Source organism: Arthrobacter sp. NPDC093125, from assembly GCF_044754225.1.
Taxonomy (GTDB): domain Bacteria; phylum Actinomycetota; class Actinomycetes; order Actinomycetales; family Micrococcaceae; genus Arthrobacter.
This window is the reverse complement of record NZ_JBIVOQ010000004.1, coordinates 358,362-371,189: the sequence shown is the minus strand read 5'-3', so window position 1 is coordinate 371,189 and position 12,828 is coordinate 358,362. Positions and strand designations below refer to the sequence as shown.

Here is a 12,828-nt window from a genome sequence, read left to right as displayed (position 1 = left end):
CGTACGTTTCCCGTACGTGGTGAGCGACGCCGTCGTCCGCGTGAGCCTAATCAGATCTTGCGGGACAGGATAGCCTGCTTGACTTCAGCAATGGCCTGGGTGACCTGGATGCCGCGGGGGCAGGCTTCCGAGCAGTTGAAGGTGGTGCGGCAGCGCCACACGCCTTCCTTGTCGTTCAGGATCTCCAGGCGCATGTCGCCGGCATCATCGCGGGAGTCGAAGATGAAGCGGTGGGCGTTGACGATCGCTGCCGGGCCGAAGTACTGGCCGTCGGTCCAGAACACGGGGCAGGACGAGGTGCACGCGGCGCACAGGATGCACTTGGTGGTGTCGTCGAAGCGCTCCCGGTCCTCGGCGGACTGCAGGCGTTCCTTGGTGGGCTCGTGCCCCTTGTTGATCAGGAAGGGCATGACTTCGCGGAACGACTGGAAGAACGGCTCCATGTCCACGATCAGGTCCTTCTCCACCGGCAGGCCCTTGATGGGTTCAACCGTGATGGGCTTGGACGTGTCCAGGTCCTTCAGCAGGGTCTTGCAGGCAAGGCGGTTGCGGCCGTTGATGCGCATCGCGTCGGAGCCGCAGACGCCGTGGGCGCAGGACCGGCGGAAGGAGACGGTGCCGTCCACTTCCCACTTGATCTTGTGCAGGGCGTCCAGCACACGGTCCGTGCCGTACATGGTCAGCTTGAAGTCGTCCCAGCGGGCGTCTTCGGAAACCTCGGGGTTGTAGCGGCGGACGCGCAGCGTGATGTCGAAGGTGGGGATTTCCCCGCCGCCGCCGACACCGGCGGGCAGTTCGATCTTGGAGGCTGGCTCAGCAAGTTCAGCGGACATTTTTAGTACTTCCTCACCATCGGCTCGTAGCGTGTAAATACGACCGGCTTGGTGGCAAGCCGAATCCCGGCGACGCTCTCCCCGGATTCCGCGGGAGCGTGCTCGTCCTTGTACGCCATGGAGTGCTTCATGAATTTTTCGTCGTCGCGGTCCGGGAAGTCCTCGCGGAAGTGGCCGCCGCGGGATTCCTCGCGGTACAGGGCAGCTACCGTCATGACCTTCGCCAGTTCCAGCAGGAAGCCGAGTTCCACGGCCTCAAGCAGGTCAAGGTTGAAGCGCTTGCCCTTGTCCTGCACGCTGATGTTCCGGTAGCGCTCCTCGAAGGAATCAATGTCCTTCAGCACCTGGTTCAGGGTGTCAGCCGTGCGGAACACCTGCATGTTGGCGTCCATGGTGTCCTGGAGATCCTTGCGGATCACGGCCACCTTTTCGTTGCCGGTGCCGTTGCGGGCGATGTTCAGCAGGTCCACGGTGAAGGCCTCCGGGTTTTCCGGGAGTTCCACGTAGTTTGCCGTCTTGGCGTATTCGGCGGCGGCGATACCGGCCCGCTTGCCAAAGACGTTAATGTCCAGCAGCGAGTTGGTGCCGAGGCGGTTGGAGCCGTGGACCGACACGCAGGCCACCTCACCGGCGGCGTACAGGCCCGGAATCACGGTGTCGTTGTCCTGCAGAACCTCGGTGTTGATGTTCGTGGGGATGCCGCCCATGGCGTAGTGCGCCGTCGGGAACACCGGAACGGGCTCGGTGTAGGGCTCCACGCCGAGGTAGGTGCGGGCGAACTCGGTGATGTCCGGCAGCTTCGCGTCGATGTGCGCCGGCTCAAGGTGCGTCAGGTCAAGGAGCACGTAGTCCTTGTTCGGGCCGCAGCCGCGGCCTTCACGCACTTCGTTGGCCATGGAGCGCGCCACGATGTCGCGGGGCGCCAGGTCCTTGATGGTGGGGGCGTAGCGCTCCATGAAGCGCTCACCCTCGGAGTTACGCAGGATCGCACCCTCACCGCGGGCGGCCTCGGACAGCAGGATGCCCAGGCCGGCGAGGCCGGTCGGGTGGAACTGGAAGAACTCCATGTCCTCCAGCGGAATGCCGCGGCGGAAGGCGATGCCCATGCCGTCGCCGGTCAGGGTGTGCGCGTTCGACGTGGTCTTGAAGACCTTGCCGGCGCCGCCGGAGGCGAACACCACGGACTTGGCCTGGAAAACGTGCAGTTCGCCCGAGGCGAGGTCGTAGGACACGACACCGGCAACGCGCTTCTGCTTGTACGCCGTGCCGTCCTCGCGCACTGCGTCCTCTTCAACGGTGAGCAGGTCCAGGACGTAGTACTCGTTGTAGAACTCAACGTTGTGCTTGACGCAGTTTTGGTACAGCGTCTGCAGGATCATGTGGCCCGTGCGGTCAGCCGCGTAGCAGGCCCGGCGGACGGGAGCCTTGCCATGGTCGCGGGTGTGGCCGCCGAAGCGGCGCTGGTCAATCCGTCCCTCGGGCGTGCGGTTGAACGGAAGGCCCATCTTCTCGAGGTCCAGAACTGCGTCGATGGCCTCCTTGGCCATGACCTCCGCGGCGTCCTGGTCAACCAGGTAGTCGCCGCCCTTGATGGTGTCGAAGGTGTGCCACTCCCAGTTGTCTTCTTCGACGTTGGCCAGGGCTGCACACATGCCGCCCTGGGCTGCACCCGTGTGGGAGCGGGTGGGGTAGAGCTTGGTCAGTACTGCTGTTCGCGCACGCTGACCGGATTCGATCGCGGCGCGCATCCCGGCGCCACCGGCACCGACGATGACGACGTCGTACTTATGGACCTGCATACCAGACGCTCTTTCTCTCAAAATTCGCAATAAAACAACGGGCGGGCTGAGGCCGGCTCCGCAAACAGAAGCCCGCCGGACGGGGCGGGCGGCCGCTGTACGCTACGCGGGGCAGAAGCCGCCGGGGAGCTGGACGCCGTCGACGACCGGGCACGGGTTGAAGGTGAAGATCACCAGCGTGCCGAGGATGATGATGACGGCCGTGGCGGCGTAGAGGACCATCTTGAGCCAGAAGCGCGTGGAGTCCTTCTCGGCGTAGTCGTTGATGATGGTGCGGACGCCGTTGGTTCCGTGCAGCATCGCGAGCCAGAGCATGGCCAGGTCCCAGAACTGCCAGAACGGGTCGGCCCACTTACCGGCAACGAAACCGAAGTCGATGGCGTGGATGCCCTCGCCCACCAGCAGGTTGACGAAAAGGTGCCCGAAGATGAGGACTACCAGCACCACGCCGGAGAGACGCATGAACAGCCAGGCGGCCATTTCGAAGTTGCCGCGGGAGCTGCCGCCGCGGCGGTACTTCGGAGCGATCTTGCCGGACTCGGGCTTGCCGCTGATCTGCCCGCTGCGCGGGGACTGGATCTCAGTTGCAGACATGGCTTAGTGACCTCCGAGTGCGAGGGAAAGGTGGCGGATGGAGAAGGCCACCATGGTGACGATCCAGAGACCGAGCACAACCCAGAGCATCTGGCGCTGGTACTTGGCACCCTTCTTCCAGAAGTCGACGGCGATGATCCGCAGGCCGTTGAAGGCGTGGAATACGATCGCTGCGACCAGGCCCGTTTCACCCAGGGCCATCAGGGGGTTCTTGTAGGCACCGATCACCGCGGTGTAGGCCTCCGGCGACACCCTCACAAGCGAGGTGTCCAGCACGTGGACCAACAAGAAGAAAAAGATCACAACACCGGTAATGCGGTGTCCAACCCAGGACCACATGCCTTCACGGCCGCGGTACAAGGTGCCAGCTGGTTTCGTCGGCACTGAATAAACCTCCCTGCAACACAGCGGCGCTGGCACGGGATCCATGCGGGGGGAACGCCTGCTGTGAGAGCACTCGTAGCTCAGGCCTAAATCTAGGCTTCGCTCACAGCTTATTCAATTCAGGCATTCCTTAGCGGCCGCATACTGTACGGTTTTACGCTTTTTTTGAGACAAACGCCACATTCGGTCGCCAATGAGTCCGGTCCGCTTTCGCTTTAGCGGGGGCCCTTGAGGGTCGTCAGCTAAAGTAGGCCCTGATGAGTAACGACAAAGTGACAAGCCAGGATTCACCTCTCAGCCGTTTTATTGCTGTGATTCCTGCGGGCGGCGTGGGGACCCGCCTCTGGCCTCTGTCACGCGCAGCAGCTCCCAAGTTCCTTCACGACCTCACAGGTTCGGGAAGCACGCTCTTGCGTGCAACCTATGACCGGTTGGAGCCCCTCGCGGGCAACCGGGTCCTCGTTGTCACCGGAAACGCGCACCGCGAGGCCGTCTGCCGCCAGCTGCCCGAAGTCCAGGACGGCGACCTCGTACTGGAAAGCGAGCCGAAGGACTCCGGCGCCGCCATCGGCCTGGCCGCCGCCATCCTGCACCAGCGGGATCCTGACATCATCATGGGCTCGTTCGCGGCAGACCACGTGATCAGTCCCGACGACCTCTTCCAGGAGACGGTGCGGGAAGCCATCCACACCGCCGCCGCCGGCAAGATCGTCACCATCGGCATCAAGCCGACGCACCCGTCAACCGGGTTCGGCTACATCCGCTCCGGCGCCTCCCTCCACATTCCCGGCGCGCCCAACGCCCAGGCCGTCGTCGAGTTCGTGGAAAAGCCGGATGAGGACGTCGCGCAGCAGTACGTGGACAGCGGCGACTATGTCTGGAATGCCGGCATGTTCGTGGCGCCCGTGTCCCTGATGCTCAAGCACCTGGAAGCGAACCAGCCGGAACTCTTCACGGGCCTGCAGGAAATTGCCGAGGCCTGGGACACCCCGCGCCGCGACGAGGTCACCGCCCGCATCTGGCCCACTCTGCCCAAGATCGCCATCGACTATGCAGTGGCCGAACCCGCAGCGGCAGCCGGGGACGTCGCCGTCGTGCCCGGCTCCTTCCGCTGGGACGACGTCGGCGACTTCGCCTCCGTGGGCCGCCTCAACAGCGCCAAGGAAGTTGACGAGGTCACCGTCCTCGGTGAGGGCGCGCGCGTCTTCACGGAAAAGGCCAGCGGCGTGGTCGTCTCGGACACCAAGCGCGTCATTGCGCTGATCGGGATCAAGGACGTGGTGATCGTGGACACGCCCGATGCCCTGCTCGTCACCACCAAGCAGCATTCCCAGCGGGTGAAGCAGGCCGTTGACGCCCTGAAGGCCAGCGGCGACACCGACGTCCTCTAGCAACCCGTAATGCGGCGACTGCGATGCCATGATTCGTCTGCGGCTCGCTAGAGTTGTGATGTGCGCAATTACACTACTGAAGCCGAGCCGACCGTGGCGGTAGGGCCGTGGCTCGAACCGCTGCTGCCGGAACTGATCGAATTCCGACGGGACCTGCACGCGCACCCCGAGCTGTCCTTTAAGGAATTCCGCACCACGGACAAGCTCGTGGAGCGCCTGGAAGAGGCGGGACTTCAGCCGCGCAGGCTTGAGGGCACCGGTCTTACGGTTGACGTTGGCGATGGCCCCATTGCCACTGCTCTGCGCGGCGACATCGACGCCCTGCCGATCATCGAGGAAACAGGCCTGCCGTTCGCTTCGAAGAACCACGGTGTGACGCACGCCTGCGGCCACGACATCCACACCACCACCATGCTGGGGATCGCCCTTGTGCTGCACCGCATGCACCAGGAAACCCCGCTGGGCGGCAGCGTCCGCATCATCTTCCAGCCCGCCGAGGAAACCATGCCCGGCGGCGCCCACGCCTGCATCGAGCAGGGCGTCCTCGAAGGTGTGCCGCGCATCCTGGCACTGCACTGCGACCCGCGGATCAACGTCGGCAAGATCGGTACCCGCATCGGGGCCATCACCTCGGCCTCGGACACCATCAAGATCGAACTCAGCGGCCGGGGCGGCCACACCTCCCGCCCGCATCTCACTGAGGACCTGGTGTTTGCCCTCGCCCAGATCGCAGTGAACGTTCCGGCCGTGCTTTCGCGCCGCGTGGATGTCCGCAGCGGCGTGTCCGTGGTCTGGGGTCACATCAACGCAGGGTCGGCGCCCAACGCCATTCCGGGTACGGGCTACATGGCCGGCACCATGCGCTGCCTGGACCGGGACGCCTGGCACAGTGCGGGGGAACTCCTCGACGAAGTGGTGCAGCAGGTGGCCGCGCCCTACGGGGTGGACGTGCACCTCGAGCACACCCGCGGCGTGCCGCCAGTGGTCAACTCGGAGCACGAGACAGCCCTGATCGAGGCTGCCGCCCGCGCCGAGATCGGCGAAGGCGCAGTGGTGCTGACCCCGCAGTCCATGGGCGGCGAAGACTTCGCCTGGTTCCTCGCTGAGCTGCCGGGCGCCATGATGCGCCTCGGGACCCGGACCCCCGGGGGAGAAGAGTACGACCTCCACCGGGGCGATTACATCGTCGACGAGCGCGCCCTCGGCTACGGCATCCAGGTCCTCACCGCCGCCGCCCTGCGTACCATCCGCGACCTCTAACCTCCTCCCGCCTGAGGGACCACCTCAAACGCGAACGGACACTTAAGCCCCCGCTCTGAGCGCGAACGGACACTTAAGCCTCCGCTCTGAGCGCGAACGGACACTTACGGCCCCGCACGCTCTGCTTTTAAGGGCCACAAGTGTCCGTTCGCGCTCGGCTGTTAGGGCCACAAGTGTCCGTTCGCGCCGAGTGGTGGCCGGGCGGTGCTACTCGTAGGTAACAAGTTTTCAACAATCTTCGGTTTTCGCCCCGGACCTGTTACCCGACGTGGTGCAGGCCACTACAGTGGCTTGCATAAGTGCGCTTTGGCGCAGTGCTGCGAAACCATCAGTGATAACAGAATTTCAGTGTGGACCATTAGAAACGGACACTTACTGACTCTCCGTTCGCGGCGCCTCTCTCTTTCTTCCTGGAGGAAATTTGAAGAACTCAATGCTTGCAAACATCAAGCCCGGTTCAATTAAGCGCGGTTCACTCAGGCACGGTTCAGTGGCCGGCGTGGCTTCCCTCGGTGCGGCGGCGCTGCTGCTTACCGGCTGCGGTCCCGCCCCCGAAACCGGCAGCCCCACGGCAACGGCAAGTGACTACTCCGGCTGCATCGTCTCCGACTCCGGCGGATTCGACGACCAGTCGTTCAACCAGTCGTCCTATGAAGGGCTGAAGAAGGCCGAGAAGGACCTGGGCATCAAGGTCCAGCAGGTCGAGTCCAAGACCAACAACGACTTCGAGCCCAACCTGCGCGCCATGGTCACCGCAGGCTGCGATCTCACCGTGACTGTGGGCTTCCTGCTGGGCGATGCCACGAAGAAGCAGGCCGAAGCCAACCCCAACAGCCACTTCGCCATCATCGACTTTGGCTACGCAAAGCCGATCGCCAACGTCAAGCCGATCATCTACGACACGGCCCAGGCCGCGTTCATGGCAGGCTACCTGGCCGCCGCCACCTCGAAGACCGGCACGGTGGCCACCTTCGGCGGCATCAAGATCCCCACCGTCACCATCTTCATGGACGGCTTCGCGGACGGTGTGAAGTACTTCAACGAGCAGAAGGGCAAGGACGTCAAGCTCCTCGGCTGGGACAAGGCCAAGCAGGACGGCAGCTTCACGGGCGACTTCGAGAAGCAGGACAAGGGCAAGCAGCTCACCCAGAACTTCCTGGACCAGGGCGCGGACGTTGTCATGCCTGTCGCCGGCCCGGTCGGCAAGGGTGCCGGCGCTGCCCTGAAGGAAGCCAAAACCGCGGGCAAGGACGTCAAGCTCATCTGGGTTGACTCCGATGGCTTCCTCACAGCTCCGGACTACAAGGACATCATGCTGTCCTCGGTCATGAAGCAGATGGGCGACGCCGTCGAGACAGTGGTCAAGGAAGACAAGGACGGCAAGTTCAGCAATGAGCCGTACATCGGCACGCTGGCCAACAACGGCGTCCAGCTGGCACCCTTCCACGACCTCGATTCGGCCGTTCCGGCAGAGGTGAAGTCCGAGCTGGAACAGATCAAGAAGGACATCATCGACGGCAAGCTGAAGGTCGAGTCCGCCGCCAGCCCCAAGGCGTAACTTCCTCCGCTAAAGCGCCACCACCCGGATGGTCACCTGACTGCACGGGAGGTGGCGCTTTTCGTTGGGCAAATGTCCGGCCCTCCCATGACTGCAGGCACTAGGCTGGTGCTCTGCAGCCACATATCCCGTCCGGCGCGCATTCCGGACGCAACGAGATTGGTCAGAGTTTTGGAACTTGAACTCAAGGGGATCACCAAACGCTTCGGCTCCCTGCTCGCCAATGATCACATCGACGTGGTTGTTGAACCCGGACAGATCCACTGTCTGCTGGGTGAAAACGGGGCGGGGAAATCCACCCTGATGAATGTTTTGTACGGGCTCTACGAGCCCACCGAAGGCGAAATCCTGATCGACGGCGAGCCCGTGGGTTTCCGGGGACCCGGTGACGCCATGGCGGCGGGCATCGGGATGGTGCACCAGCACTTCATGCTCGTTCCGGTATTCACGGTTGCTGAAAACGTGGCGTTGGGAGCTGAATCAACCAAGGCAGGCGGGTTCCTGAATTTGGAGGAGACCCGCCAGAAGATCAAAGAGATCTCGGACCGCTACGGGTTTGACGTCGATCCGGACGCCCTAGTGGAGGATCTCCCGGTGGGCGTGCAGCAGCGCGTGGAGATCATCAAGGCCCTCGTGCGCGACGCGAAGGTGCTGATCCTGGATGAACCGACGGCGGTACTCACTCCGCAGGAGACCGACGAGCTGCTGGACATCATGCGCCAGCTCAAGGACAGCGGGACGTCCATCGTCTTCATTTCGCACAAGCTGCGCGAGGTCAAAGCCGTCTCGGACACCATCACCGTGATCCGCCGCGGCAAGGTGGTGGGGACTGCCGAACCCGGAGCGTCCACCACGGAACTGGCGTCGATGATGGTGGGGCGTGCGGTAAGCCTCACCCTGGACAAGGCGCCGGCGCAGCCGCAGGAAACCACCTTCGAGGTCAGGAACCTCACGGTCATCGCGCCGAACGGTCACCACACGGTCGACGGCATCAGCTTCAGCATCGCCCGCGGTGAGATCCTCGCCGTCGCCGGTGTCCAGGGCAACGGCCAGACTGAGCTCACCGAGGCCATCCTCGGCCTGCAGGAACGCGTCGAAGGCTCCATCCTGCTCGACGGAAAAGAACTGGTGGGTCGCAGCGTCAAGGAGGTGCTGCGCGCAGGGGTGGGGTTCGTGCCGGAGGACCGCAAGGTAGACGGCCTCGTGGGAACGTTCTCCGTGGCCGAGAACCTGGTCCTCGACCTGTACGACAAACCCCCGTTCGCCAAAGGCATCAGCATGAACCCGGCCAAGGTCCTGGAGAACGCCACATCCCGGATCGGTGAATTCGATGTCCGCACCCCCTCAGCCGCTGCCGCTGCGGGAACCCTGTCAGGCGGCAACCAGCAGAAGGTGGTGATGGCGCGGGAGCTCTCGCGGCCACTACGGCTCTTCATCGCCTCGCAGCCCACCCGCGGGGTCGACGTCGGTTCCATCGAGTTCCTGCACCGCCGGATCGTCGCGGAAAGGGACGCCGGTACGCCGGTCATGATCGTCTCTACCGAACTGGACGAGGTCATGGAGCTGGCCGACAGGATTGCCGTGCTCTATAAAGGCAAACTCGTGGGCATTGTGCCTGCCGGTACAAGCCGGGACGTCCTGGGCCTGATGATGGCCGGACTCTCACCCGACGAGGCGACGCACACTGACCAGGCGCACCATCACGCACACCGCCCCGCACCCCACAGTGCAGAGTCCACGCCGACCGCTCCCGCCGAAGGAGGCGACCATGACTGACCAGCACCCCACGGATGGTAAGAAACCCGACGGCGAACATCCGGATGGGCGCGGCAGGCACGCGGAGAGGCACGACGCCGATAAACACGACGCCGACAGGCACCACGCAGAGAAGCACCACGAGCCGAAACCCGCCGACGAGGAGACCGCTGCAGTGGTGTCGCTCGACACCGCCGGCGGGGCCATGGAGCCGTCAGCCGTTCCTGCTACGGCCCAGAGCGGCAAGATCCAGGTCGGCCCGGAAACCCTCGTCCGCCGGATCTTTACCGGCAGCGGCATGGTGTCCGTCCTTGCGGTGCTGCTCGCACTGATCCTCGGCGGGCTGCTGATCGCCCTGACGGACAAGCAGGTTGGAACCACATCCACCTACCTGCTGGCCCGTCCCACCGACTTCCTATTCGCCGTCTGGAACGCGGCCACCCGCTCCTACGTGGCCCTGTTCCAGGGTTCCGTGTTCAACCCGCGCGGGGCCGGCATCGGCGGACAGCTCGCGCCGCTCATGGAAACACTCACCATCGCCACTCCGCTCATCACCGCCGGTCTCGGCGTCGCCTTGGCGTTCCGTGCCGGGCTGTTCAACATCGGCGCCCAGGGCCAAATCATCATGGCCGGCATTCTCGCGGCCTGGGTTGGTTTCGCCCTGCACCTTCCCCTCGGCCTGCACCTGCTGCTGGTCCTCGCGGCCGGAATCATCGGCGGCGCGTTCTGGGGCGGCCTGGTGGGGTACCTCAAGGCCCGGACCGGAGCCCACGAGGTCATCGTCACCATCATGTTCAACTACATCGCTCTGTACCTGCTGCGGTATCTGTTGAACACGCCGGCGTTCCAGCGGCCGGGGGAGACCAACCCGATTTCCCCGATCCTGGACGCCTCTGCCGTCTATCCGCAGATCTTCGGCACCCAGTACCGGCTCCATTTGGGGTTCCTGCTGGCCATCGCCGCGACGGTCTTCGTCTGGTGGCTCCTGAACCGCTCAACGGTGGGCTTCGAGTTCCGGGCCGTGGGCGCCAACCCGAAGGCGGCCCAGACCGCCGGCATCAACGTTTCCCGCTCGACCATCCTGGTCATGGCCATCGCCGGCGCGCTCGCCGGCCTGTCCGGTGTGGCGCAGGTGGCGGGCACGGAAAAGGTCCTCACCGACGGAGTCGCGGCCACGTACGGTTTTGACGCGATCACCGTCGCATTGCTGGGACGGTCGACGCCGTGGGGGACTTTCGCTGCCGGCCTGCTGTTCGGCGCCTTCCGCGCCGGAGCAGTGCAGATGCAGATCCAGACCGGAACCCCGATCGACATCGTGCTGGTGGTCCAGTCCCTGATCGTGCTCTTCATCGCGGCGCCGCCGCTGGTGCGGGCCGTCTTCGGGCTGAACCCGCGGCGCAGGAAGCAGGCACCCGCCGGCAAGGCCAGGGCGGCAGCAACCACCGGAGGTGCAGCATGAGCACAACAGCTACGTCGCCCCAGCCGGGAAAACCCCAGCCGGGAAAACCCCAGCAGGGAAAGGCAGGGGCGGGAACCCCCAAGTCGGCTGAGGAACGCCGGCAAGCCATGTCGGCCAAGCCGGTCACGTGGAAAACGCCTGTCCTCCTCGCCGTCTTTGGCGCAGTCGCCTTCATCTTCTTTGGCCTCATGGGTCCCGGCCAGACGGCGCGCTTTGGACTCTCCACCAGCGGTGATTTCTTCCAGCTGCCCGCCCTGGCGGTCCCGGGCGTCCCGGGCGGCATCGTCCTGTCGGTCCTCATGCTGGGCCTCGCCGGTTATGCGGTGTACCTGAAGACGAAGGACCGGCCCGCGCCCCGCTGGCTGCCTGTCTCGTTCATTGTCCTCTTCGTGGCCGCCTTCCTCATCTGGGTGGTAGCAGGGGCCCGCACCCCGAACATCTCCCTTGCCGGCCTCATCGCGGGATCGGTGACACTGGCCGTGCCGCTGGTGTTCGGTTCGCTCTCGGGCGTCCTGTGCGAGCGGGTCGGCGTGGTGAACATCGCCATCGAAGGCCAGCTGCTGGGCGGTGCCTTCACCGCCGCCATGGTAGCCACGATGACGGGGAACCCCTTCGTCGGTCTGCTGGCCGCCGCGGTGGCCGGCGCCGTCGTCTCCATGGTGCTGGCACTGTTCAGCATCAAGTACCTGGTCAACCAGATCATCGTGGGCGTGGTCCTGAATGTGCTGGTCTCCGGCGTGACGGGCTTCCTGTTCAGCACCGTCATGCAGGCGGACAAGGCAGCCTTCAACTCCCCGGGCCGGCTGCCCATCATCGACATTCCGGTGCTGTCCAGCATCCCGGTGCTGGGGCCCATCCTCTTCAAACAGTCCGTGGTGGGCTACCTGATGTACATCGCGGTGATCGTGGTGTGGATCGGGCTCTTCAAGACCAAGTGGGGCCTGCGGGTCCGCGCGGTCGGCGAACATCCCCAAGCCGCCGACACCATGGGCATCAAGGTCAACGCCACGCGCTTTTGGAACGTCACCCTTGGCGGGGCCATCGCAGGGATTGGCGGCTCGTTTTTCACCCTGGTGGCGATCGACAGCTTCACCAAGGAGATCTCGGGCGGACGCGGCTTCATCGCCCTGGCAGCCCTGATCTTCGGCCGTTGGAACCCCATCGGTGCCTTCTTCGCCGCCTTGCTGTTCGGTTTCGCGGACAACCTGCAAAGCATCGTGACCATCATCGGCACCCCCGTGCCGAGCCAGTTCATGGCCATGCTGCCGTATCTCGTGACCGTCCTGGCCGTGGCCGGGCTCGTCGGCAGGTCGCGCCCGCCGGCCGCCAGCGGCATCCCGTACGTCAAGGGCTGACGGTGTACGATTCCCCGCCGCGCCAGCCCGCCGGAGCCGGCCAGTCCGACGTCGACTGGGCGGCCTTGAAGGCCGCCGCCGTTGATGCCATGCAGAAGGCCTACGTGCGCTATTCAAAATTCCCGGTCGGTGCAGCCGCCCTCACCTCGGACGGACGGATCGTCAGCGGCTGCAACGTCGAAAACGCCAGTTACGGTCTGACTCTGTGCGCCGAGTGCACGTTGGTGGGCAACCTGCACATGACCGGCGGCGGACTGCTGCGCGCCTTTTATTGCGTCGACGTCGGCGGCAACGTCCTGATGCCCTGCGGGCGCTGCCGCCAGCTACTCTATGAATTCCGGGCTCCGGGGATGGAGCTCATGACCACACAGGGAATCAAGACCATGGACCAGGTGCTGCCCGACGCATTTGGCCCCGAACACCTGGAGGGAACCCCGTGA

11 protein-coding genes are annotated in these 12,828 nt (G+C 64.6%); 7 read left to right on the top strand and 4 right to left on the bottom strand.

The annotated features are described in order from the left end of the window. Window positions 1-50 precede the first annotated feature (50 nt). The 4 genes from ACIP9X_RS11315 to sdhC form a co-directional block, all read right to left on the bottom strand. Window positions 51-833 (bottom strand): succinate dehydrogenase iron-sulfur subunit, encoded by a 783-nt coding sequence (locus ACIP9X_RS11315; RefSeq protein WP_400479821.1) that lies wholly within the window; start codon window positions 831-833, stop codon window positions 51-53. 2 nt (window positions 834-835) lie between these two features. Further along, window positions 836-2,632 carry a succinate dehydrogenase flavoprotein subunit gene (gene sdhA / locus ACIP9X_RS11310; protein WP_400479820.1) on the bottom strand — a complete coding sequence of 599 codons (1,797 nt, stop codon included), beginning with the start codon at window positions 2,630-2,632 and terminating at the stop codon, window positions 836-838. Window positions 2,633-2,734: 102 nt separating this feature from the next. After that, window positions 2,735-3,226, bottom strand: coding sequence for a succinate dehydrogenase hydrophobic membrane anchor subunit (locus tag ACIP9X_RS11305; RefSeq protein ID WP_400479819.1), 492 nt, complete (start codon window positions 3,224-3,226; stop codon window positions 2,735-2,737). Window positions 3,227-3,229: 3 nt separating this feature from the next. Then, window positions 3,230-3,610 (bottom strand): succinate dehydrogenase, cytochrome b556 subunit, encoded by a 381-nt coding sequence (gene sdhC, locus ACIP9X_RS11300; protein WP_400479818.1) that lies wholly within the window; start codon window positions 3,608-3,610, stop codon window positions 3,230-3,232. Window positions 3,611-3,867: 257 nt separating this feature from the next. On the opposite strand from sdhC, the gene ACIP9X_RS11295 reads away from it, so the two are divergent. From ACIP9X_RS11295 to ACIP9X_RS11265, 7 genes are all read left to right on the top strand, one after another. Continuing rightward, window positions 3,868-5,001 carry a mannose-1-phosphate guanylyltransferase gene (locus ACIP9X_RS11295; protein WP_400479817.1) on the top strand — a complete coding sequence of 378 codons (1,134 nt, stop codon included), beginning with the start codon at window positions 3,868-3,870 and terminating at the stop codon, window positions 4,999-5,001. 60 nt (window positions 5,002-5,061) lie between these two features. Beyond that, on the top strand, window positions 5,062-6,261 hold the full coding sequence (locus ACIP9X_RS11290) for an amidohydrolase (RefSeq protein ID WP_400479816.1): 1,200 nt from the start codon (window positions 5,062-5,064) through the stop codon (window positions 6,259-6,261). A gap of 433 nt (window positions 6,262-6,694) precedes the next feature. Beyond that, window positions 6,695-7,819 (top strand): BMP family protein, encoded by a 1,125-nt coding sequence (locus ACIP9X_RS11285; RefSeq protein ID WP_400479815.1) that lies wholly within the window; start codon window positions 6,695-6,697, stop codon window positions 7,817-7,819. A 171-nt stretch (window positions 7,820-7,990) separates the two neighbouring features. Next, window positions 7,991-9,595: an ABC transporter ATP-binding protein gene (locus ACIP9X_RS11280; protein WP_400479814.1), complete on the top strand. Its 1,605-nt coding sequence runs from the start codon at window positions 7,991-7,993 to the stop codon at window positions 9,593-9,595. Further along, a complete protein-coding gene (locus tag ACIP9X_RS11275) occupies window positions 9,588-11,033 on the top strand; it encodes an ABC transporter permease (RefSeq protein WP_400479813.1) in 1,446 nt (481 codons plus the stop codon). Before ACIP9X_RS11280 ends, ACIP9X_RS11275 begins: the two co-directional genes overlap by 8 nt. Continuing rightward, complete coding sequence (locus ACIP9X_RS11270) at window positions 11,030-12,388, top strand: ABC transporter permease (RefSeq protein ID WP_400479812.1); 1,359 nt, start codon at window positions 11,030-11,032, stop codon at window positions 12,386-12,388. The genes ACIP9X_RS11275 and ACIP9X_RS11270 overlap by 4 nt, the downstream gene beginning before the upstream one ends. 2 nt (window positions 12,389-12,390) lie before the next feature. Further along, window positions 12,391-12,828, top strand: coding sequence for a cytidine deaminase (locus tag ACIP9X_RS11265; RefSeq protein ID WP_400479811.1), 438 nt, complete (start codon window positions 12,391-12,393; stop codon window positions 12,826-12,828).

Excerpts from the sequence above, each read along its gene's own strand:
- ACIP9X_RS11305 (WP_400479819.1), bottom strand. The coding sequence starts at position 3,226 with ATGTCTGCAACTGAGATCCAGTCCCCGCGCAGCGGGCAGATCAGCGGC.
- ACIP9X_RS11315 (WP_400479821.1), bottom strand. The coding sequence starts at position 833 with ATGTCCGCTGAACTTGCTGAGCCAGCCTCCAAGATCGAACTGCCCGCC.
- ACIP9X_RS11285 (WP_400479815.1), top strand. The coding sequence starts at position 6,695 with ATGCTTGCAAACATCAAGCCCGGTTCAATTAAGCGCGGTTCACTCAGG.
- sdhA (WP_400479820.1), bottom strand. The coding sequence starts at position 2,632 with ATGCAGGTCCATAAGTACGACGTCGTCATCGTCGGTGCCGGTGGCGCC.
- ACIP9X_RS11275 (WP_400479813.1), top strand. The coding sequence starts at position 9,588 with ATGACTGACCAGCACCCCACGGATGGTAAGAAACCCGACGGCGAACAT.
- ACIP9X_RS11270 (WP_400479812.1), top strand. The coding sequence starts at position 11,030 with ATGAGCACAACAGCTACGTCGCCCCAGCCGGGAAAACCCCAGCCGGGA.
- ACIP9X_RS11295 (WP_400479817.1), top strand. The coding sequence starts at position 3,868 with ATGAGTAACGACAAAGTGACAAGCCAGGATTCACCTCTCAGCCGTTTT.